The sequence below is a fragment of the Calidithermus roseus genome (genome assembly GCF_003574095.1).
GTDB classification, from domain to species: Bacteria; Deinococcota; Deinococci; order Deinococcales; family Thermaceae; genus Calidithermus; species Calidithermus roseus.
The window spans coordinates 1-21853 of the sequence record NZ_QWLA01000039.1 but is presented as its reverse complement, the minus strand read 5'-3'; the positions used below and the strand labels follow the sequence as shown (position 1 = coordinate 21853).

Annotated in this window: 20 protein-coding genes and 1 pseudogene; 9 read left to right on the top strand and 12 right to left on the bottom strand. The window is 65.9% G+C overall.

What is annotated here, in order from left to right:
* Positions 1–42: 42 nt before the first annotated feature.
* The gene (locus tag Mrose_RS10615) at positions 43–690 is read left to right on the top strand and encodes a winged helix-turn-helix domain-containing protein (RefSeq protein ID WP_119278090.1); all 648 of its coding nucleotides are present in this window, start codon (positions 43–45) and stop codon (positions 688–690) included.
* Here Mrose_RS10615 and ald read toward each other — a convergent pair.
* Positions 687–1793: an alanine dehydrogenase gene (gene ald, locus Mrose_RS10610; RefSeq protein ID WP_119278088.1), complete on the bottom strand. Its 1107-nt coding sequence runs from the start codon at positions 1791–1793 to the stop codon at positions 687–689. The genes Mrose_RS10615 and ald overlap by 4 nt on opposite strands.
* A 110-nt stretch (positions 1794–1903) precedes the next feature.
* Between ald and Mrose_RS10605 the strand changes: the two genes are divergently transcribed.
* Positions 1904–2374, top strand: a complete 471-nt coding sequence (locus Mrose_RS10605; RefSeq protein WP_119278086.1) for an Lrp/AsnC family transcriptional regulator — start codon at positions 1904–1906, stop codon at positions 2372–2374.
* 68 nt (positions 2375–2442) lie between these two features.
* On the top strand, positions 2443–3282 hold the full coding sequence (locus tag Mrose_RS10600) for a leishmanolysin-related zinc metalloendopeptidase (protein WP_119278084.1): 840 nt from the start codon (positions 2443–2445) through the stop codon (positions 3280–3282).
* Positions 3283–3304: 22 nt separating this feature from the next.
* On the opposite strand, the gene pepF is transcribed toward Mrose_RS10600, so the two are convergent.
* Positions 3305–5125, bottom strand: a complete 1821-nt coding sequence (pepF, locus tag Mrose_RS10595) for an oligoendopeptidase F (protein WP_119278082.1) — start codon at positions 5123–5125, stop codon at positions 3305–3307.
* Between the two features lie 69 nt (positions 5126–5194).
* Here pepF and Mrose_RS10590 point away from each other — a divergent pair, with 69 nt between their 5' ends.
* Both Mrose_RS10590 and Mrose_RS10585 read left to right on the top strand, forming a co-directional pair.
* Positions 5195–5536: a winged helix-turn-helix domain-containing protein gene (locus Mrose_RS10590; RefSeq protein WP_119278080.1), complete on the top strand. Its 342-nt coding sequence runs from the start codon at positions 5195–5197 to the stop codon at positions 5534–5536.
* A 4-nt stretch (positions 5537–5540) separates the two neighbouring features.
* A complete protein-coding gene (locus tag Mrose_RS10585) occupies positions 5541–6248 on the top strand; it encodes a ribonuclease H1 domain-containing protein (protein WP_245969828.1) in 708 nt (235 codons plus the stop codon).
* Between the two features lie 9 nt (positions 6249–6257).
* Here the strand turns inward: Mrose_RS10585 and Mrose_RS10580 are convergent, their stop codons facing one another.
* Positions 6258–7640 carry a tetratricopeptide repeat protein gene (locus tag Mrose_RS10580; protein ID WP_119278078.1) on the bottom strand — a complete coding sequence of 461 codons (1383 nt, stop codon included), beginning with the start codon at positions 7638–7640 and terminating at the stop codon, positions 6258–6260.
* Between the two features lie 143 nt (positions 7641–7783).
* On the opposite strand from Mrose_RS10580, the gene ftsH reads away from it, so the two are divergent.
* Entirely contained in the window at positions 7784–9640 is a 1857-nt protein-coding gene (gene ftsH, locus Mrose_RS10575) for an ATP-dependent zinc metalloprotease FtsH (RefSeq protein WP_119278076.1), read from the top strand.
* Between the two features lie 164 nt (positions 9641–9804).
* Here ftsH and Mrose_RS10570 read toward each other — a convergent pair whose 3' ends face one another.
* The 5 genes from Mrose_RS10570 to Mrose_RS10550 form a co-directional block, all read right to left on the bottom strand.
* The gene (locus Mrose_RS10570) at positions 9805–11082 is read right to left on the bottom strand and encodes an LCP family protein (protein ID WP_119278075.1); all 1278 of its coding nucleotides are present in this window, start codon (positions 11080–11082) and stop codon (positions 9805–9807) included.
* Positions 11083–11157: 75 nt separating this feature from the next.
* On the bottom strand, positions 11158–13023 hold the full coding sequence (abc-f, locus tag Mrose_RS10565; protein WP_119278073.1) for a ribosomal protection-like ABC-F family protein: 1866 nt from the start codon (positions 13021–13023) through the stop codon (positions 11158–11160).
* Between the two features lie 63 nt (positions 13024–13086).
* Complete coding sequence (locus Mrose_RS10560) at positions 13087–13590, bottom strand: dihydrofolate reductase (RefSeq protein ID WP_119278071.1); 504 nt, start codon at positions 13588–13590, stop codon at positions 13087–13089.
* A gap of 1 nt (position 13591) precedes the next feature.
* Positions 13592–14386, bottom strand: coding sequence for a thymidylate synthase (locus Mrose_RS10555; RefSeq protein WP_119278070.1), 795 nt, complete (start codon positions 14384–14386; stop codon positions 13592–13594).
* Between the two features lie 85 nt (positions 14387–14471).
* On the bottom strand, positions 14472–15041 hold the full coding sequence (locus Mrose_RS10550) for a glycerol-3-phosphate acyltransferase (protein WP_119278068.1): 570 nt from the start codon (positions 15039–15041) through the stop codon (positions 14472–14474).
* A gap of 97 nt (positions 15042–15138) precedes the next feature.
* Between Mrose_RS10550 and Mrose_RS10545 the strand changes: the two genes are divergently transcribed.
* The 3 genes from Mrose_RS10545 to Mrose_RS10535 all read left to right on the top strand — a co-directional run bounded on the left by Mrose_RS10545 (position 15139) and on the right by Mrose_RS10535 (position 18313).
* On the top strand, positions 15139–16176 hold the full coding sequence (locus Mrose_RS10545; protein WP_119278066.1) for a LacI family DNA-binding transcriptional regulator: 1038 nt from the start codon (positions 15139–15141) through the stop codon (positions 16174–16176).
* A gap of 122 nt (positions 16177–16298) precedes the next feature.
* Complete coding sequence (mqnE, locus tag Mrose_RS10540; protein ID WP_119278064.1) at positions 16299–17456, top strand: aminofutalosine synthase MqnE; 1158 nt, start codon at positions 16299–16301, stop codon at positions 17454–17456.
* Positions 17457–17479: 23 nt separating this feature from the next.
* Positions 17480–18313 (top strand): menaquinone biosynthetic enzyme MqnA/MqnD family protein, encoded by an 834-nt coding sequence (locus tag Mrose_RS10535; protein ID WP_119278062.1) that lies wholly within the window; start codon positions 17480–17482, stop codon positions 18311–18313.
* Here the strand turns inward: Mrose_RS10535 and Mrose_RS10530 are convergent.
* From Mrose_RS10530 to Mrose_RS10515, 4 genes and pseudogenes are all read right to left on the bottom strand, one after another.
* On the bottom strand, positions 18298–18714 hold the full coding sequence (locus tag Mrose_RS10530; RefSeq protein WP_119278060.1) for a hypothetical protein: 417 nt from the start codon (positions 18712–18714) through the stop codon (positions 18298–18300). The genes Mrose_RS10535 and Mrose_RS10530 overlap by 16 nt on opposite strands.
* 110 nt (positions 18715–18824) lie before the next feature.
* Positions 18825–20078, bottom strand: coding sequence for a S1C family serine protease (locus tag Mrose_RS10525; protein WP_182482766.1), 1254 nt, complete (start codon positions 20076–20078; stop codon positions 18825–18827).
* A 155-nt stretch (positions 20079–20233) separates the two neighbouring features.
* Positions 20234–21094 carry a formyltetrahydrofolate deformylase gene (gene purU, locus Mrose_RS10520; RefSeq protein ID WP_119278057.1) on the bottom strand — a complete coding sequence of 287 codons (861 nt, stop codon included), beginning with the start codon at positions 21092–21094 and terminating at the stop codon, positions 20234–20236.
* A 129-nt stretch (positions 21095–21223) separates the two neighbouring features.
* A pseudogene (locus tag Mrose_RS10515) lies at positions 21224–21853 on the bottom strand (DNA mismatch repair endonuclease MutL); the annotation flags it as partial.

Sequence of the window (21853 nt, the reverse complement as noted above, 5' to 3'; positions counted from 1 at the left end):
TCTACTCGGATCAAAAGCCAGCACGTAGAGTAGAGTAAGAACATGACTGCGACTGTGGAAATCCCCTCGATGCTCGAGGTCAGGAACCCCCTGGCAGCACGCATCCTGGCCGATCCCGACATCGCTTTGTGGCTCAAGCCGTTCATGAAAGCCGAGCTGTCGGTCAAGGAGGCCGCCGAAATCCTCAAGGTGCCCTTGCAGACGCTGCACTACCGGGTCGAGCAGATGGTGGAGGCGGGACTGCTCGAGGTCGTGAGCCTGGAAGCCCGGCGCGGGCGGCCCATCAAGCGCTACCGGGCCACTGCGCTAGGCTTCAAGGTGCCCCTCGAGCTGATCCCACCCCGCATGCTCGAGGACCTCGAGAGCGCGGTGTTCTGGTCGCGGCAGTTGCAGGAGGGCCTAGAGCGCACCCGCAAACTGCCGAAGTACCGCGACCATCTGATGGTCTACCTCAACGAGCACGGTCTGATGATCTTCGGCTCGAGCCACGAGAAGGTACGCCCAAAGGTCCTCGATAAGGACGAGCCTGCCGTGCTCAGCCTGTGGACTGCCGGACTGCACCTCACCCGCGAGGATGCCAAGACCCTACAAAACGAACTCTGGGAGCTCTTCCAGCGCTACCACAAGCGCCAGGGGCCCGAGCGCTACGTGCTGCACCTGGGCATGGCCCCGCATCCGGATGGCAATTAGGCCAGCGCCTCTTCCGCAGGCGTATAGGGCAAGCCAAAAGCCTCGGCCACGCCTTTGTAGGTGAGCTTGCCCTGGTGGGTGTTGAGGCCCCTGCGCAAAGCGGCGTTGTGGCGCAGGGCGTCGAGGCCCTCCTCGGCCAGTTGCAGCAGGTAGGGCAGGGTCTCGTTGGTCAGCGCGAAGGTGCTGGTGCGGGGGACGGCGCCGGGCATGTTGGCGACGCCATAGTGCACCACGCCGTCCACCACGTAAGTGGGGTCTTTGTGGGTGGTGGGGCGAATGGTCTCTACACAGCCGCCCTGGTCTACCGCCACGTCCACGATGACCGAGCCTTCCTTCATGGTAGGCAGCATGTCGCGCCTGACCAGCTTGGGAGCCTTGGCACCGGGAATGAGCACCGCACCGATCAGGAGATCAGCGTGCTGAATGGATTTCTTGATGTTGGCCTCGGTAGAAGCCAGGGTGATGACGCGCCCGCCGAAGACATCGTCGAGGTATTGCAGTCGGGGTTTGGAGACGTCCAGGATGGTCACCTGGGCACCCATGCCCAGGGCAATCTTGGCGGCGTTGGTGCCCACCACGCCCCCGCCGATGATCACCACGCTGGCCGGAGCCACGCCAGGCACCCCACCCAGCAGCACGCCACGCCCGCCGTGGGGTTTCTCGAGCGCCGCCGCGCCCACCTGGGGCGCCATGCGCCCGGCCACCTCGCTCATGGGCGTCAGGAGGGGCAGGGAGCCGTCCTCGAGCTGTACCGTCTCGTAGGCGATGGCAGTGGTCCCACCCGCCAGCAAAGCCCGCGTCAAGGGCTCATCGGCAGCCAGGTGGAGGTAGGTGTACAGCAGCAAATCCTTGCGCAAGTACTTGTACTCTTCGGCGATGGGCTCCTTGACCTTGACCACGATCTGAGCAGCCCAGGCCTCCTCAGCCGAGACCATCTGAGCCCCGGCAGCCTCGTATTCCGCATCAGAAAGGCCCGAACCCACCCCAGCGCCTCGCTGCACCAGCACCCTGTGCCCCCGCCGCACCAGGCTTTCCACGCCGCCAGGGGTAAGGGCAACGCGGTTTTCCAGGGTCTTAATCTCCTTGGGCACTCCGACAATCATAGCTTCCTCCTCGTTTTTCCTAGAGTTTAGAGCCCGATATCGCGGTTTTGAATGCAGAAGATCCGTGAATTGGGCTAACTCGGTTTAGATCGTTAGGTATAATTCCCCTCGTGCCTTACGATTCAAGCAAGCTCCTCGACGCCACCAATCTGGCCATCCTGCGCGAGTTGCAGCAGGATGGCCGGCTGTCCTACAGCGAGCTCAGCCGCCGGGTGGGCCTGAGTGTGCCCGCCGTGACCGAGCGGGTGCGGCGGCTCGAGGACGCCGGAATCATCGAGGGCTACGGGGTACGGCTGAACTTCGAGGCCCTGGGCTATGGCATCACCGCCCTCATCGAACTCTCGGCCCCGCCCAGCCGCTACCCGCAGGTCCTGGCTTTTTGCGAGCAGACCCCCGAAATCCGCGAGAGCTACTTCGTGACCGGCGATTCCTCCTACGTCATGCGGGTGGTGGCCCGCTCGGTGCAGCACCTTCAGGAAATCATCCAGCGGCTGGGCACCTTCGGCGGCACCCGCACCGCGGTGGTGCTCTCGAGCCCCATCATCAAAACCAGTTTCGATCTCGAGAACCTCAAGCGCTGAAGAAGAACTCAAAGCCTCCCTCATGACCCATTTGAGGTTTTTGCTATCCTTAGCATGAGGAGGAGCCAATGAAGCGCATTCCGCTGGTGCTTCTCGGTATTGGTCTGGTACTGGTGCTCACCGCCTGTCCGCAAACCCCCCCTTCTGGCGACCCCTACGACATCACCCTGCGCTTCACCGGCACCCCCACCCCCAGCCAGCAAGTCGCCTTCAACGCAGCAGCGGCCCGGTGGCAGCAGGTCATCACCCAGGGCTTCGCCAGCATCAACCTCAACTTCCCAGCCAACGCCTGCGCCAGCGGCTTCCCCGCCTTCAGCGGCTCAGTCGATGACATCCTCATCGACGCGGCGGTGGTCTCCATCGACGGGCCCGGGGGCATCCTGGGCTATGCGGGGCCATGCCTGACCCGAAACTCCAACGACCTCACCGTCTACGGCATCATGGAGTTCGACTCCGCCGACCTGGCGAGCCTCGAGGCCAGCGGTCAACTCGACGAGGTCATCTTCCACGAGATGGGCCACGTGCTGGGGATTGGCACGCTATGGAACTATAACCGCAGCCTGCTCTCAGGCGCAGGCACCCCTAACCCGACCTTCCTTGGCACCAACGCGGTGCGCGAGTGGCAGGCCCTGGGCGGCAGCGGCAACGTGCCCGTCGAAAACACCGGCGGGTCTGGAACCCGCGATAGCCACTGGCGCGAGAGCGTCTTCAACAACGAGATCATGACTGGCTTCCTCGACAGCGGAGCCAACCCTTTGAGCAAGGTCACCATCGGCTCGATGGAAGACCTCGGCTACAGCGTCAACTACAGCGCCGCCGACCCCTACACCCTGCCCGGTCCTGCGCCCATGTCCGCCAGCAAGACCCCGCTCAACATCATCCTGATCAAGCCCAAAGGCAGCCGCTAGCATTGCATACGGGTTCACGGGTTCAGCTCACCAGCGCCTCGAACTCGTCCACCATGCTCCTGAGCACCCCGAAGCCGCGCTCCAGCGGTTCGGGGCTGGTCATGTCGATGCCGGCGATCTTGAGGGCCTCGAGGGGGTAGACCGAGTCGCCCGCTTTGAGGAAGTCCAGGTAGCGCCGGGCAGCGGACTCACCATGCTCGAGCACGTCCCGCGCCAGCGCGTTGGCGGCGGCGATGCCGGTGGCGTACTGGTAGACGTAGAAGGGGCTGTAGAGGTGGGAGAAGTTCATCCAGCCCGCGCCCAGCCGCTCTTTATCGATCTCTACCTCGCCGCCATAGCCCTCGCTGAAGAGTTCGGCCAGGCGCTCGATGAGGAAGGGCGCGGTGATGGCCCCACCCCGCTCGATGCGCTCGTAGAGCTCGAGCTCGAAGCGGGCCAGGGTGGGCATGACGAAGAGGTAGCGGTGGAAGTTGGAGAAGGCCTCCTCGAGCACCGCCAGCCGGTAGGCGGGGTCTTTGGCCTCGCGCAGCAGCATGGAGCGCACCATGGCCTGGTTGAAGTTGGAGGCCACCTCGGCGATGAACAGGCTGTAGCGGGCGTAGATGATGGGCTGGGTGTTACGGGTGAAGTAAGAGTGCATGGAGTGGCCTAGCTCGTGAGCCAGGGTGCTCAGGGAGTAGAGGTCGTCGCTCCAGCTCATGAAGATGTAGGGGAAGGTGCCCTTCACCCCCGAGGAGTAGGCCCCGGCCCGCTTGCCCTGGTTCTGGCCCCAGTCCACCCAGCGCTCCTCGAACAACCCTCGGCGCATGGGCTCGACGTACTCCTTCCCCAAAGGCTCCATGCCCCGACAGATGATCTCGCAGGCTTCGCTGAAGGTGACCTTGGGGCTTTGGGCGATGGGGACGGGCGAGTCGTAGATGGGCACGTCGTAGGTGTGCAGTCTGCCGCCCATGGCCTTCCTGCGCAGCCGCCAGAAGTGGTGCCAGGTGGGGAGGTTGGCCTGGAAGATGGCCAGCAGGTTGTCGAAGACCGCGCGGGGGATGTTGTCCACGGTGCGGCTCACGGAGAGCGCCATCTCGAGGCTGCTCTTGTAGCCACGGGTCCTGGCCTGGAAGGCGTAGGCCTTGATGCTGCCCTGTAGGGTCGAGGCCAGGGTGTTCTTGAAGGCCAGGTGCCCATCGGCGTAGGCCTCCCAGGCCGCCCTGCGCACCGCGGGCTCAGGATGAATGAGCAGCTCGCCCACCGTGGCGTGGGCTAGCGGGAAGGTCTGCCCGGCGTGCTCTACGGGTCTGAAAGTCATGTCGGCGTTGGTGGCGGCGGACGCAGTGGCGCTGTGTCCGGCCAGGGGGTCGCTCACCTCCGCCAGCACAGCCTCGACCTCGCCGCTGCGGACGAAGGGCTTGCGGGTCTGCAAACCCTCGAAATAGTGCCGGTAGATCGCCAGTTGCGGCTCGGCCTGCATCCACTGCTCCAGGCGCTGCACCGGGATGCCGAGGATTTCGGGCTCGATGTAGGCCGCCGCCGCTCCCAGCCGGGCCACAGCTGCCCTGGCCTGGGTGAGCATGGTGGTGTAGAGGGGGTCCGAGCCATCGGTGGAGTGGTTGAGGCTGGCGTACATGAGCACTTTGCCCGCCTCGAGCTGGAGCCGGTCGCGAGTCTGCAACGCCTGCAAGAGCACCTGCGCCGACTCCCCCAACCGCCCCTTGAAGGGCTCGAGCTCGCTCACCGAGGCCAGCACGGCTTCCAGGGCTCTCTGCCACTCCTCGCTCGAGGCAAAAAGAGCTTCGATGTTCCAGGTCTGTTCTCTGGGCAACTCTGAACGCCGGGGCAGGGTATTTACCATGTTCAGATTGTACGGACCCTATATATGCCAGGGCGAGTGCTCGCGAGCCGTCCCGCGTAGACTGGGGTTATGCGACCTCGAGTGAAGTTCTGGCTCGAGACCCCGGAAGGCAAATACCTGATGGGGCCTGGGCTGTATCGTCTGCTCCTGGCCGTGGCGCAGCAGGGCAACCTCAAGGAAGGCGCCCGCCACATCGGGATGAGCTACCGCAAAGCCTGGGACCAGGTGCGCGAAGCCGAGGAGCGGCTGGGCTTCACCCTGCTATACAAGCACTCGGGCGGCGAGAGCGGCGGGAGTAGCCAGCTCACGCCCCAGGCCCAGGAGTTGCTCGAGCGCTACAGCAAGGTGGTGGAGGGGCTCGAGCGAGTGGTCAGGGAGCAGTTTGCCAGGGCCTTCGAACCAGTAGAATAGAATCATGTCAAAGAAGAATAAGTATTACGTGGTGTGGGAGGGCCGTCAGAAGGGTATTTTCGACACCTGGAGCGCCGCCGAGGCTCAGGTCAAGGGCTACGCCGGAGCCAAGTACATGGCCTTCGAGAGCCTCGAGGCCGCCCGCGCCGCCTTCGCGGGCAACCCCCACGAGCACATCGGCAGGAAGCCTAAGGCAGATTCCCGACCGGGAGCGGCTGACGCCGCTACGCCTAAGGCAGATTCCCGACTGGGAGCGGCTGGCGCCGCTACGCCTAGGGCAGATTCCCCCCGGCGCATCCTCAGCAACTCGCCCATCTGGGACAGCTACAGCGTGGACGCCGCTTGCAGCGGCAATCCGGGGGTGCTCGAGTACCGCTGCGTCCACACACGAAGCCGGGAGATCGTCTTCGCCAGGGGCCCCTACGACGCAGGCACCAACAACGTCGGTGAGTTCTTGGCCCTGGTGGAAATCCTGGCCCTGTGCGTGAAGAAGCACGATCCCCGCCCCATCTACACCGACTCGAAGATCGCCCTGGCCTGGCTGCGCGACAAAAAAGCCAACCCTAAAAACCCCGAGCGCTTGAACCCGCTGCTGCTCGAGCGGCTGGCTCGAGCCGAAGCCTGGCTGGCAAGCCACAGCTACCCCAACCAGGTGCTCAAGTGGGACACCGAGGCCTGGGGGGAGAACCCAGCGGACTACGGGCGGAAGTGAGGCGCAGGGCTAATTCAGCGTCCGCCCGCCCAGCATGCCCCGCGCCCGCTCGGCGTAGGCGGTGAGGGTCTGGTGCCACTCGTCGGCCTCGGTGAGGTAGGGCAGCACCTCGTGGCTGCGCGAGAGCATCTCGGCGGGGTTTTCGTAGCCCATCTGGGCCAGGGTGTCTACGATCATCTCCTGGGCGGTGATCCAGTCACGGCTGCCCTCGGGGGCCTCGGCCACGGCCTCGCGGTAGTGCTTGAGGGCTTCCTGGAAGTTGAGCAGGTCGTAGGCCAGGTGGCCCAGGATGATGTGGCCGGCGGCCAGAGCCCCCTCCTCCAGCGCCCCCCGCGCTGCCTCCTCGGCCTCGCTGTAACGCGACTGGCGGTAGAGCACCTCGGCCAGGTCGCCCAGGGCCTCGCCGGGGTAGTCGTAGTCGGGGTCGCGGATCACCTGGCGCAGGGCGGATTCGGCCTGCTCCAGGTCGCCCGCGTCGAGGGCCGCCACACCCAGTTCATGCAGGGCATAGGTGCGGTCGGTGCCCTCGGAGCGCTCGACGGCCTCGTGGAAGGCTTGCATGGCCTCGGCGTACTGGCCCAGTTGCATCAGGGCCTGCCCCTGTACCAGCGGGGTGCCGTGGGCGCGCTCGGCTCCGGCCTCCTCCAGCAGCCGGGCCCGCTGGATGGCCTCGAGGGCCAAGCCGGGGTTGCCCAGCAGCAGTTGGGCCCGGGCGGTGAGGTAGTAGCGGGTGGCGGCGTCCTCGGGGTCCTCGAGCGAGGGGTCGAGGCCCTCGGCCTCGGAGAGGTAGCTCACCGCCTCCTCCAGCACCTCCAGCGCCTCCTGGCCCTGACCCGCCTCGACGAACATGGCCCCCGCGTCGAGGAGGTTCCAGTAGCGCTCCATGCCCACCGACAGCTCGGCTGCACGGCGGTAGGCTTCGGCAGCCTGGGCGGGCTGTCCCATGCGCTCGTGGGCCTTGCCCAGCAGGTTCTGGGCCCGCCAGGCCAGGAAGGGCGGCAGCTCGAGGTCCTGGCTGAGCAGGGTGATGCTCTCCTCGGGCACGCCGAGGTAGAGCAGGGTCTGGGCCTGGTGGAAGCGCACCCGCGCATCCTCGCTTGGCTCGAGCAGGGGCCGGATCTGGTCCTCGGGCGCTCCTTCGAGTGCGCGCGCCTCGGCCAGCAAAGCGCGGAACAAAGGGTCTTCCTGCAAAGTGGGAACGGCGCTGGCGCCGTGCTCGAGGGCCCGGTAAACCCCCTCGACGCCGCCCTCGCCATAGAGCGTGTAAGCTTCAGCCAGCAACAAGGCAGCCTCGGCAGCCTCATTGCCCTGAGCAAAGGTCAGGGCACGCACCATCACCTCGAAGGCGGTGTCGTAATCCCCTTGGTACAGTGCCTGTAACACCCGCTGCATCAGGGGCACGATAACACGCTGGGGGCCGAGGGCAAAGGGATGGGGGTGACATCTTCGGGAGCATCGCCTTATGCAGGGGTTCCGAATGCCAGAACCCATTCCTCATGCCGGACTGGAGTACCATTGTTCCTTAGGAGGTTACGTTGTCCACACGCATCAATCCCTGGACCATTGTCATCGTGTTGCTGCTGGGCTACTGGCTGTTCAGTCAGTTTGGCGGCAACAGCAGCCGGGCCACGCTTTCTTATAGTGAGTTCCTCAGCTTTGTCGAACAGGGCAAGGTGCAATCGGTGGTGCTCCAGAACGGGCGCATCTCGGGCGAGTTCAAGGCCCCCGAGCGTATCGAGCTCGGTGGCCGCTCGGTGGTCGAGCGCCGTTTCAGCCTGCCTTCAGTCCCCCGTGAATTCGCGGATCAAAACCTGATTCCCCTACTCAGGGAGCAGGGAGTGCGGGTCTTCACGCGCGAGGACTCGATCTGGCCCCAGCTCCTGCTCAGCTTCCTGCCCATCCTGCTCTTGATCGGCTTCTGGTACTTCTTCTTCATGCGCGCCCAGGGCGGAGCGGGCCAGGTGATGCAGTTTGGCCAGAGCCGCGCTCGCCAGTACGGCAAGGAACGCCGGGTCAACACCACCTTCAAGGACGTGGCCGGCCACATCGAGGCCAAGCGCGAGCTGATGGAAGTCGTGGACTTCCTCAAGAACCCCCAGAAGTACATCGGCATCGGGGCCGAGATCCCCAAGGGCGTGCTGCTGGTGGGGCCGCCGGGGACCGGCAAGACCCTGCTGGCGCGCGCGGTGGCCGGGGAGGCCGGGGTGCCTTTCTTCTCGGTCTCGGCCTCGGAGTTCATGGAGATGTTCGTGGGGGTGGGGGCCAGCCGGGTGCGTTCGCTGTTCGACGAGGCCCGCCGCAGCGCTCCGGCCATCATCTTCATCGACGAGCTCGACTCCATTGGCCGCAAGCGGGGCGCGGGGATCGGCGGGGGCCACGACGAGCGCGAGCAGACCCTCAACCAGATCCTCTCCGAGATGGACGGCTTCGAGAAGGACACCAGCGTGATCGTGCTGGCCGCGACCAACCGGCCCGACATCCTCGACCAGGCCCTGCTGCGGCCTGGCCGCTTCGACCGGCAGGTGATCATTGGCTTGCCGACCCTCGAGGAGCGCAAGGAGATCCTGCTGGTGCACATGCGCGGCAAGCCCATCGCCCCCGACGTCGAGCCCACCGAACTCGCCCAGATCACCCCCGGCTTCAGCGGGGCCGACCTGAAGAACCTGGTCAACGAGGCCACCCTGCAAGCCGCCCGCAGCGGCAAAACCCAAGTCACCATGGAGGACTTCCGCCTGGCGCTGGACAAGGTGGTGCTGGGCCTCGAGCGCGGCTCCCTGCGGCTTTCGCCCGAGGAGAAGCGGGCCGTGGCCTACCACGAGGCCGGTCACGCCATCGTGGGCGAGGTGCTGCCCCACGCTGACAAGACCGAGAAAGTCTCCATCGTGCCGCGCGGCATGGCGCTGGGAGTGCGTTGGAGCATGCCCCAGGAGCGCATCTTGATGAAACAGGAGTACCTCGAGGACACCCTGGCCATGACCCTGGCCGGACGCGCCGCCGAGGAAGCCTTCATCGGCTCGATCTCGACCGGAGCCGCCGACGATTTCAAGCGCGCCACCCAGCTAGCCAAGCAGATGGTGCTGGACTGGGGCATGGGTGAGCACTTCCGCAACCTGGCCTGGGGCTCCGACTCCGGCCCGATCTTCCTGGGCGAGGAGATCGCCCGCAAAAAGGACCACTCCGAAGAGACCGCCCGCCTCATCGACCAGGACATCGAGCACATCCTCGACAAGGCCTACGACCGGGCCAAGCTGGTGCTGCAGGAGCACGCCGAGGCCGTGCACAAGGTAGCCGAGGAGCTGCTGCAAAACGAAACCATCCTGGGCCAGCGGGTACGCGAAATCCTGGCCGAAACCCAGAAGGCCCCCGAGCCCACCACCGCGGCTGAGGGGTAGAGAGGACCGATAACCGATAGTCGATGGTAGGGGTGGGCCTTGTGCCCACCCCTAGGGCATTTTGCCTCTCGCGTACGACGTAGGACCTTATACCGGATTCAAAAAGATAACCGCCTGCCTTCGTTTCGGTTGCTTTCCTACCAGTCTCTAGACCCTCGACAATCCTACTGCCCCCACGCCAGCATCCGCTGCCCCAGGTCGCTGCCGATCAGCACGATCACGTCGGCCTCCTCGGGGTATTCGGGGTCTTTCTGGAGTTCGCCGATGCCCAGGAGCTGCTGGATTTCCCTGGCTCGCCCCTCGAAGGCGGCCTGCTTGTAAATCACCCTCGAGACCTCGCTGGGCCGGGCAGCGGTGTCGGTGCGCTGGACGCGGTAACCCTGCTGCTCCAGGCGGCTCGCCGTGGCCCGCGCCACCCCGCCCAATCTCGAGGCGTTGTACACGCTCAGTCGCACCAGCCGCCGCCCGGCCTCCTCCTCGCCCTTCAAGAGCCAGTCCACCAGGGCCTGGGAGCGCTGGCGGTCGAGGTTGTAGTAGTAGACCCCACCGTAGTAGCCTCCCTGGCCGGGAAGGGTGGTGCTTTGCAGGTCGCGCAGCCCCGAGCGCCCGAAGCGCACCCCCAGGGCCATGACCTGGGGCCTCGAGAGGTCGGTCTCGACCTCCTGGAAGACCACCTCGGCGATGGCCTCGAGGCGCAGCAGGTTCTGCGGGGTCATGGCCTGTTGGGCCATGGCGCGCAGGAGTTGCTGCTGGCGCTCGGTGCGGCGGATGTCGCCCTCTTCCTTGGAGTGCCTAACCGGGTAGATGGGGACGCGGTTGCCCCAGCGGTCGAGCTTGTAGGTGTTGACCTCGCGGAAGCGCACGAAGCCCACCGCCTGCTCGCCGTCGATGAACTGCCGCCCCTTGGGCAGGTGGATGTGCAGGTTGCCCCAGTTGTCGTCGTAGTGCATCTCGTCGATGGTCTCGACCCACACCCCGCCTAAGGCATCGACGATGTTCTTGATGGCGGTGTCCTTGATGACGACGTGATGGTCGATGGTGAGGTCGAAGGTGTGCTCGAGGGTCTGCTTCAAAAGCTCGACCCCGCCCCGGCTGAAGGTGCCGTTGATCTTGCCGCCGATGCCGTCGGGGGCCACCACGTAGGTGTCGCGGGGCACCGAGACGGCTGCGGCCTGACGCTTCGCCAGGTCGAGCGAGAGCAGCATGATGGTGTCGGCGCGGGCGTTCTTGGTGTAGGGCATGCCGCGCGAGTCGCGGTTGTAGTCCTTGCCCACGATCAGCACGTTGACCCGTTCCCTGCCCCAAAAGAAGTCCTGCGGCTTCTGCACGATCCGCAGCAGGGTGGCCGGGGGAACATGCCCCGCGATCGCCGAAACCGTTTTGTACAGCCAACCCAGCCCCGCCAGGACGGCAAAGAGTAAAACCCATCGCACCACACGCATGCACGTCGCCTCTGGAGGGCCTGCCGCCCTCTCAGTCCTCCACCTTAGCAGATGAGGATGAAAAGGATGGCCTAACTACACATCCGCCAGCTCACCCCAGCGGGCGTAGAGGGCCTCGAGCTGTTGGTGAATCTCGGCTTCCTGGGCCGCGATGCGGGCGTAGTCCTGGGGGCTCAGGCCCGTCTGGTTGGCCTCGGCGTGCAGGGCACGAAGCTGGGCCTCGAGTTCGGTGATGGTGGCCTCGAGCCGCTCTCGCTCGCGCTCGAGGTGCCAGCGGCTCTTCTCGCGCCTGGGCTGGGGCTTTGGAGCCGGGGGCTCGGCGGGGCGGGCGAGCTCGGGAAGCACCATGACCTTGCGGCGCTCGAGGTACTCACCGGGGGGCGCGGGATAGTCGTCGAATTGTCCGCCCCTGAGGTGCCAGGTGCGGGTGGCGAGCCGGTCGAGGAAGAACAGGTCGTGCGAGATGAGCAGCAGCGTGCCCTCGTAGGCCAGCAGGGCCTGCTCGAGGGCTTCGACGGTCTGGAGGTCGAGGTGGTTGGTGGGCTCGTCGAGCACCAGCAGGTTGGCCTGTTGCAGCGAGAGCGAGAGCAGGGCCAGCCGGGCCCGCTCCCCGCCCGAGAGGTTGCCCACCTGCTTGAACTGGGCCTCATAGGGGAACATCCAGGCCCCCAGCGCGGCGTGGGCCTTCTCCCCCAGCATGCGGTAGAGCGTCTCGAAGAGGGTGAGTTCGGGGTCGAAGCCGGAGAGCTTCTGGTCGTAGTAGCCCACCCGAACGCCCGGCCCGGTGCGGATGCGCCCGGCGGGGTCGTCGGAGGGGAGCTGGCCCAGCAGCACCTTGACCAAAGTGCTCTTGCCCGCGCCGTTGGGGCCGATCACCGCGATGCGCTCACCCCTCGAGACCAACAACTTCTCGATATCGAAAAGCTTTCGCCCCGCGAAGCCCTTGCGCAGGTGGGTGGCCTCCAGCACCCGCTCGGGGCCGGGGGACTCGATGGGGAAGTGCATGCGCACCGCTGCGTCGGGGCCCTCGAGTTCAGGCGGGGCCTCCTGCAAGAACTGCTCCATGCGGGCCTCGAGGCTGTGCATCCGGCGGGCGTGCTTGGCGCTCGAAGGCGCCCAGCGGCGGGCCTGCTCGAGGATGCCCTCGCGCCGCTGTTTCTCTTTGAGCCAGTTGGCATACTCGCGGGCTTCCTGCTCCTCCTGCGCGGCACGCTGGGCGCGGAAGGCCGAGTAATTGCCCTCGTAAAGCCGCAGCTTGCCCCGCCGCAGCCAGGCTACGCGCCGGGTGACCCGGTCGAGGAAGTTGCGGTCGTGGGAGATGGTGATGGTGGCTCCGCCGTAGCTCTCCAGGAAGCCCACCAGCCAGTCCACCATCTCGAGGTCGAGGTGGTTGGTCGGCTCGTCGAGCAACAGGGCATCGGCTCCTGAGAGCAGCAAGGCCCCCAGCGCCAGCCGCCGCGCTTCCCCGCCCGAGAGCACCGCTACCCGCTCGCCCTCACGCCCCTCGAAGCGCAGGCCTTTGAGCACCGATTCATAGTTCGAGCGCCGTTTGTACCCGCCCAGCGCCTCGAAGCGCTCGTGTAGCTCCTCCCAGCGGTGGTAGACCTCCGGGTCGGCCAGATTCGCCTCGAGCCGCTCCAGCTCGACCTCGAGTCGCTCCAGGCGGACAAAACCTCTTTTGAGCACGCTCTCGACGGTATCCTCGGGGTCGAAGCGGGGGTCTTGCTCGAGCAGCTCGAGGTAGATCCCCTCCGGCTTGTACACCCGCCCGCGCACGGGCTCGAGTTCGCCGCTCAGCAGGCGCAGCAGCGTGGTCTTGCCCGAGCCGTTGGCCCCTACCAGCGCCAGCCGGTCGCCGTGGTAAAGCTCCAGGCTCACCCCTTCCAGCAGGTCGCGGGCGCCCAGGGAGTACTCGAGGTCTTCGGCAAAGACCACACGCACAGAGGCCAGTCTAGCGGAAGGGGCGGCTGGTCGTCAGCCGTGAGCGAAGGGCGGGTTGCGGACTCAAAAGCGCTCGAGCGTGACGAAGCTGTAAGCGTAGGCGTGCTGATCGTCGGGTTCGTGGCGTTCGCGGGAGACCTCGCGCCAGACACTTTGGTCGAAGGCGGGGAAGAAGGTGTCGCCCGCGACCTCGGCGTGGACGAGGGTGAGGTGGATGCGGTCGGCCAGCGGCAGGGCCTGGGCGTAAAGCTCGGCGCCGCCGATGACGAAGGTCTCGCGGGGCCTGGCGGGGTCGTGGGGGGCTGCCTCCGCGACCCGCAGGGCGGCCTCGAGCGAGCCCACCACCATGCAGCCAGGGGCCGAGTAGCCAGGCGTGCGGGTGACGACGATGTTGGTGCGGCCCGGCAGGGGCTTGCCGATAGACTCGTAGGTTTTGCGGCCCATGATGACCGGGTGGCCCATGGTGAGCCGCCGGAAGCGCTTGAGGTCGTTGGGCAGCCGCCAGGGCAAAGTGTTATCGCGGCCTATGACCCGGTTTTCGGCCATAGCGACGACGAGCGAGAGCACGCTACACCGCCACGGGCGCTTTGATGGGGGGGTGCGGGTCGTAGCCTATGAGGGTGAAGTCCTCGTAGACGAAATCCTCCAGCCGCTTGCGCTGGGGGTTGAGGATCATCTGCGGCAGGGGGCGCGGAGAGCGGGTGAGCTGGAGCTGGGCCTGCTCGAGGTGGTTGAGGTAGAGGTGGGCGTCGCCCAGGGTGTGCACGAACTCGCCGGGCTCGAGGCCCGTGACCTGGGCGATCATCAGCGTGAGCAGGGCGTAGGAGGCGATGTTGAAGGGCACGCCCAGGAAGACGTCGGCGCTGCGCTGGTAGAGCTGGCAGGAGAGCTTGCCGCCCGCGACGTAAAACTGGAAGAGGGTGTGGCAGGGGGCCAGGGCCATACGGGGTAGGTCAGCCACGTTCCAGGCGCTCACTACCAGGCGGCGGGAGTCGGGGTTACGCCGAATCTCCTCCACCACCCAGGCGATCTGGTCGAAGGTTTCCCCGTTGGCCCCCTCCCAGCTGCGCCACTGCTTGCCGTAGATTGGCCCCAAATTGCCGTCAGAGTCGGCCCATTCATCCCAGATGCTCACCCCATTGGCCTTGAGGTAGGCGATGTTGGTGTCCCCCCGCAAGAACCACAGCAACTCGTGGATGATCGACTTCACGTGCAGCTTCTTGGTCGTCAATAGCGGAAAGCCCGCGCTCAAATCGAAGCGCATCTGGTAACCGAACACCGACTTGGTGCCGGTGCCGGTGCGGTCGGACTTGAGGGTGCCGTGCTCGAGGACGTGCCGCAGGAGTTGAAGGTAGGGCTCCATCACCCGCATGATACCCCCAAAGTGGAGCCATCCGCCTTCAGCGAAGCGCGGGTTCTGGGAAGCCGGAGGCAAGGGTTGTAGCCCTCTACCACTTCCTCTGGCTCATCCTGACCCCCCGAACCGCGACCACCACGCTCACCAGCAGTAAAGTCCAGAAGGCTTGGGGCTTGCCCCAAAGGGCGAAGAGCGCGTAGAGATAACCCACCACGGCTCCCGCCGGGATGGGGTACACGCCACGGCGGACGCGCTTCCAGTAGAGTTGCCAGTACAAGGCGGCCACCCCCAGCCCCAGGGCCATGGACGTGAGGGTGAGTTGCGGGAGCAGCCCCAGAAAAAAGCCAACAGTGGGCGCGATCCCGCCGCCGCCCCGAAAGCCGAAGTAGAGCGGCCAGTTGTGTCCGGCTACCAGTGCAGTAGCCATTAGCGGCAGGGCCCAGGGAGCGTGGGCAAAGGTGCTCAGGTAAGCCACTAGCAGGCCCTTGAGGATGTCCAGCACCGCCACCGCCAGGCCCCAGGCAGGCCCTAGCTGGCGAAAGGTGCCCGAGGCGCCAGGAACGTCGCGCTGGGTCAGGTCTATCCCGCGCAGCTTTCCCGCTACAATGCCGAAGGGTACGGAACCGATGAGATAGGCGAGCACAACCAGTACCGCGTCCATTTTCCAAATTTATCCGTTCTGCAAGGCGTGGACCAAAGGCAGTGTGTTAGTATAAGCTCCGTAAGCTAGCCCCAAAACCTGGACAGGGGTTCCCAAAGTGACGAGCACCAAACGCAAACCCACCATACACGAAGTAGCCCACATGGCCGGGGTCGGGATCGGCACGGTGAGCCGGGTAATCAACAACCACCCCTCGGTGCGGGCCGAAACCCGCGCTAAGGTACAGCAGGCCATGGAGCACCTGGGCTACGCGCCCAACCCCCATGCCCGGCGGGTGGCGGGGGGGCGCAGCTACACGGTTTCGGTGCTGCTGCCCTTCGTGGCGACGGAGTTCTACATCCGCCTGATCGAGGGCCTCGAGGCCACCCTCTCCGAGGAGCGCTACGACCTGGCGCTCTTTCCCCTCCTCACCCCCAAGCGCCTGGAGCGCTACCTGCGCTCGGGCACCCTGGCCTACCAGACCGACGGCCTCATCGTCGCCTCCTACGACCTCACCGAGCACTTCGCCGGGGGGCAGTTCCCTACCGACCGGCCCGTGGTCCTCGTCGATGCGCGCAACCCCAACTACGACTCGGTGTTCATGGACAACCTCCTGGGCGGGAGGCTGGCCGCCGAATACCTCTCGCGCTTCCCCGGAGAACTCTTTTTCATCACCGTGGAAGAGGACATCGACCGCGTCTTCAGCCATACCGTCTTCGCCGAGCGCCGGGCCGGGTTTCAGCAGGGGGCCGAGTTGGCCCGGAGGACGGTGAACCCCGACCAGATCTTCCACACCCGCCTCTCCGCCGAGGGGGGACGCCTGGCCTTGCAGACCTTCCTACGCCACTACAGCCCCCCCCTCAACATCTTCGCCGGGGCCGACCTGATCGCTTTGGGGGTGATGGAGGAGGCCGAGCGGCTGGGGCTGAGGCTGGGCCAGGACGTGCGGCTGCTGGGCTTCGACGGCCAGCCCTGGACCGCACAGTACGGGCTCTCGACGCTGGCCCAACCGGTCGAGGCCATGGGGGCCAGGGCCGCGCAACTGCTGCTCGAGCGCCTGCAAAACCGCCGCTTCGAGCCACGCCAGGTGCGCTTCGAACCCCACCTCATCGAGCGCCCCTCGACGCTGGGAGCGCAGGTTATTGATAGCCGATAGCCGAACGCTCAACACGGAAAGACCGGTCGTGGCTACCCGCCTTTCGCCATCGGCTAGCGACCATAGTCCTAAGTAACCCACGTACCAAGTTTCACGATTTGGGAGTGCTAGGATTAGAGCCGATGAAGCGGGTACGTGACCCCAAGCTGCTCCCCGTCGTGGAGAAGGTCGAGCGGGGCGAGCGATTGAGCTTCGAGGAGGGGATGCTGCTCTACCGCACCCCCGACCTCAACACCCTGATGCGGCTGGCCAACCTGGTGCGCGAGCGCAAGCACGGCGACAAGACTTTCTTCGTGCACTCCCTGCGGCTGGAGTTCACCAACATCTGCTACGTCGGCTGCACCTTCTGCGCCTTCGCCGCGCGCAAGGGCGATCCCCACGCCTGGGACTACGACGCCGATGTCGTGGTGGAGAAAGTGCGCGAGAAGTGGGAGCCGGGCATCACCGAGCTGCACATGTCCAGCGGGCACCACCCCAACCGGCCCTGGAGCTACTACCCCGAGATGGTGAGCAAGCTGCGCGCGGCCTTCCCCACCCTGCAGGTCAAGGCCTTCACCGCCGCCGAGATCGAGCACCTGTCGAAGATCGCCAAGAAGCCCACCCTCGAGGTGCTGCGCGAGTTGAAGGAGGCCGGGCTGGCCGCGCTGCCGGGCGGGGGCGCCGAGATCTTCGCCGACCGGGTGCGCCGCCAGATCGCCAGGAACAAGGTCAAGGCCGAGAAGTGGCTTCAGATCCACCGCGAAGCCCACTCCCTGGGCATCCGCACCAACGCCACCATGCTCTACGGGCACATCGAAACGCTCGAGGAACGCCTCGACCACATGGACCGCCTGCGCAAGCTCCAGGACGAGACCGGCGGCTTCCACTCCTTCATCCCCCTGGCCTTCCAACCCGACGCCAACGACCTCGCCCGGAGCCTGGGCAAGAGGGAGTTCACCACCGGCCTCGACGACCTGCGCAACCTAGCCGTCGCCCGCGTCTACCTCGACAACTTCGACCACATCAAGGGCTACTGGGTGATGATCTCCTCCGACTTGGTGCAGGTCTCGCTGGACTGGGGCGTCTCCGACATCGACGGTACCATCATCGACGAGCACATCGCCCACGCCGCCGGAGCCACCAGCCCGCTGGGCCTGTCGAAGCAGAAGATGGTGGAGATGATCCAGAGCGCGGGCCGGGTGCCCGTCGAGCGCGACGCCTTCTACAACGTGGTCAGGGTGTGGAACCAGCTTCCTCTGGTGCCGGAGAAAGCCAGGGTCGAAGCCAGAGCCCGCACCTGAGTCAGCCCGCCCTGGAGTCTTTGATGCCCGACTACGTGCTCGGCGTTCCCCGCTACGCCAACAGTGCCCCGCTGTATCACTTCCTCGAGGAAGGCAACGGGATTGTCTTCCGCTACGGTGTGCCCACCGAACTCAACCGCTGGCTGCTCGAGGGCAGTGTGGACCTGAGCCTCGTTTCCTCCTACTTCTACCTCGCCAATGCCGAAAGGCTGCGCCCCCTGCCCGACTTTTCCATAGCCGACCTGGGGCCGGTGTACTCGGTCAACCTCTTTCACACCCGGCCCTGGCAGGCGCTCCGGCGCATCGCCCTCACCACCGAGAGCGCCACCAGCGTGCGGCTGCTGCAATACCTGCTCGAGTCCGACAGCCTGAGCCCCGAGTACACCCGCGAGCAGGGGGGCCTGGAACTGCTGGAGCGCTACGACGGGGTGCTCTTGATCGGGGACCGGGCCATCACCACCTATGCGGGCTTGCTGCAGCACATCCCCGAGTCGGTCCACCAGGTCCCGCGGCAGTTCACCGGGCCCCAGGGCTCACCTCTGTGGGTCAGCGACCTCTCGATGCGGTGGTACGAGCGCACCCGGCTGCCCTTCGTGTTTGCGGTCTGGGCCACCCGGCGCTCAGAGCCCCCGCCTCCCGAAGTCGTGCGGCGGCTGCGGGCGGCGCGCTCGCTGGGGCTGGGCAACCTGGCGGCGGTGGCGGGCACCGAGGCTCAGCGGCTGGGCGTGCCCGAGCGCCTGATGCAGCACTATCTTTGGAACTTCCGCTACCACCTCGAGGCCCCCGACCGCCTGGGGCTGGAAACCTTCGCCAGAGCCGTGGGGCTGGCCTATCCCGGCGACTACTGGGACGTGTAGCGGCTGGCCACGCGGGCCATGGCCATGAGCTTGAGCACCCCGGCGGCCACGAAACCGGCGAAGCCGGGCTCGAGGGCGCGCCGGAGCACCGCCTCCCAGACCCCATCCGGCTCGGGCGGAGGAGGGGGGATGTCCTGCGGCCACACCGAGGTATCAGCCTCCTGGCTGGTGGGGTCTTGCAGATTCCACCGGGCGATCCAACCGTCCAGGGCGTCGACGTAGCCGTTGAGCCCCTCGATGGGCCACAACAGCAGCGTCACGCGGATGTCGAACATGGCCTCATCGTGGTCGCCGACGGTGGGGGGGTTTTGCAGTCGCTGCAGCACGAAGCCGGGCAGTTCCTTGAGCGCCGCTTCGTAAAACTCCTGCCACGACTGCTGCCAGAGGGTCTCCAGGCTCATTACCCTAGCATTTTGAACCCGCCCTTGAACCAGGGGCGGGTATTTGATCACGCGAATTTGGTGCAAATGTCACAGCGCAGATGGGAAGCGCATCCGTCGCCAGAGGTGATTCATCGGCTGGGTGGAGTGATGATCTGCGGGGCGACCTTGACCTCCAGCGTCCTTCCCGAGCGCCAGACCTTGAGGGCGATGGTTTCGCCTGCCTTCTTGCTGCCCAGCACCGCCCGCAGGTCGTTGATATCGCTCAGGGAGCGGCCATCGGCCTCGAGCAGCACGTCGCCATCGATGCCGATCTCCTCACCGCGACCATCGGGGGTCTGCACGAAAATGGTCCTTTGCGAACCCCGCAAGCCCGCCTTGGCCGCCGGGCCGCCCGGCTCGACGCTGCCGATGATCAGGCCGGTTTCGGGCAGGTTATAGCGCCGCCGCAGGTTGTCGGGTAGCCCCGCGACCGGGAACACCGTCACCCCGAGGCGGGGTCTCGAGGCGATGAGGGCATTGGCATCCAGCGTCTTGCCCGCCTTGAGGTCGGGGAGATACTGCTTGGCGATGTTGATGGGGATGGCGAAGCCCACCCCCGCCGACTGGGGCTGACCGCCGAGGAAGCCGGAGTTGGTGTAGATGGCGGTGTTGATGCCGATGACCTCGCCCCTCGAGTTCAGCAGCGGCCCGCCGGAGTTGCCGGGGTTGATGGCGGCGTCGGTCTGGATCACGTTGGGCACGAAGCCGTCTCCGCTACCCACCGCGCCGGGGTTCTTGCGGATGGCCGAGACGATGCCCTCGGTCACGGTGAACTCCAGGCCGAAGGGGTTGCCCATGGCGATGGCTTTCTGACCCACTTTGAGCGCATCGGAATCGCCCAGCTTCATGGGCTTGAGCAGCGCGGCGGGCGCCTCTACCTTGACCAAGGCGATGTCCAGCGCCGGAGCCGTGCCGATGACCTTGGCCTTGTACTCCTTGGGGTTGTTGTGGAACTTGATGGTGATCTCGCTGGCCCCCTCGATCACGTGGTAGTTGGTGAGGATGTTCCCCTCTTCGTCGAGCACGAAGCCCGAACCCACCCCGCTCTGAGGCTGCGGCTGGACGAAGAAGGGGCGCAGAAACTCCGGCACGTCCTGAATGTCTACCTGGGGAGCGGCGCGGGTGGCCACGTACACCACCCCGTCACCGGAGTTTTGCACCACCTGGATGGTGTTCTGTTCGTTTTGCAAGTAGCCCTGAGCTTCGTTGAGCGGTGTCACCTGAGCCTGGGGCGCGGCGGTCGTGGGAGCGGGGGTCTGGCTACGGGTCATCCCCCACCACAGCACCCCTCCGGCGATCACAGAGAGTACCCCAAAGGTCGCGGCAGAAGTCTTCAAGGACATGCTCATTCCTCCTGATTCTGAGAGTAGGCAGGCGGTGTGAAGATGGCATGAAGGCGCTGTGTACGAAAGCACCGTTCCAAGGCTCGAGTCAACACCCCATCCTAACGCGAATCGATGCGCCCAATTGAAAACCACAGTTTTATTTGGACAAACCCTCAGGCAAACACCACGGTCTTGTTGCCGTGAACGATGATGCGGTCCTCGAGGTGCCACTGCACCGCCCGCGCCAGCACGGTGCGCTCGAGGTCGCGCCCCAGCCGCACCAGCTCGGCCACGTCGTTGCGGTGGGAGACCCGTGCCACGTCCTGCTCGATGATGGGCCCCTCGTCGAGGGCCTCGGTGACGTAGTGGGCGGTGGCCCCGATCAGCTTCACGCCCCGCTCGTAGGCCTGCTTGTAGGGGTTGGCCCCGACGAAGGCGGGGAGGAAGGAGTGGTGGATGTTGATGATGCGGTTGGGATAGTGGGCCACGAAGCCGGGCGAGAGGATCTGCATGTAACGGGCCAGCACCACCAAGTCGCAGCCTTGCAGCAGCCGCAGCATCTCGGCCTCGGCCTGCTCCTTGGTCTCCTTGCTGACGGGGACGTGGTGGTAGGGAATGCCAAAGCGCTCGACCTCGGCGCGCAGGTCGGGGTGGTTGGAGATGACCTGGGTGAGCTCACAGGGCAACTCCCCATTGGAATGCCGCCACAAGAGTTCGTTGAGGGCGTGGTCGTACTTGGAGACCAGGATCGCCACCTTCTTGAGGTCGGCGGCGTAGCTGATGCGCCAGTCCATCTCGAAGCGGGCCGCCACCCGCTCGGCGAAGGCGCTCCCCAGCACGCTGCGCGGCACGTCGAGGTGCGGCGTCTGGAACTCCAGCCGCATGAAGAAGGTGCCGCCTTCGGGGTCGGTGGAGTGCTGGTCGAGGGCGGTGATGTTGGCCCCGTGGTTGAAGAGGAAATTGGAAACCGCCGCCACGATGCCGGGGCGGTCGGGGCAGGTGATGAGCAGCCGGGCGGTAGTGTCGCTCTGCATCCGGACTAGGCTAATGGCTGAAGGGGCGAATGCTCAAGCATGTCGGTAGCTTATGTCGTACGTCCTACGTCGTACGCAATACGCCAAACGCCTTGACCCTAGACAGGCTACGGGCCACAAGCTGACGGCTTACCGCTTCCCGTTCACCCGCTCCACCGCCCGCACGCCTCTGCGCCCGAAGCGGCGGGCGAGCTCGAGTTCGCTCATCACCAGCACCGTGGGCCGTCCGTGAGGGCAGACCCAGGGCAGCTCACAGCGGGCCAGGGTGTCCAGCAGGGCCTGAGCCGGGGCTTCGGCCATGGGGTGCCCGGCCTTGATCGCGGGCAAGCAGGCCAGCCGGGCCAGGACGGTGCGCCAGGCCTCGGTGAAGCTGTGGGCTGCGAGCGTCCCCTTGACCACCTCGGGGATGAGGGCGGGGTGTCCGGCCAGAAAAGCGGGGATGCTGCGGATGCGGTAACGGCCTGGGCCGAAGGGCTCGAGCACCAGCCCCACCGCCTCGAGTTGCTCGGAGCGTTCCTGGTAGGCCATCTCCTCGCCCAGGCTGAGGTTGAGCAGTTCGGGGTGCTCGAGCTCGACGGGCGGCTCCTCGCGGTAACGGCGGGAGAGCTCTTCGTAGAGGATGCGCTCGTGGGCGGCGTGCTGGTCGATGACGTAGAGCTCGTCATCGGCCTCGGCCAGCAGGTAGAGCCCGCGAAAAGCACCCACGAAGCGCAGGCGGGGAAAACTGGCCCGCTGGACCGGGGCGGGGCCGGTCATGGG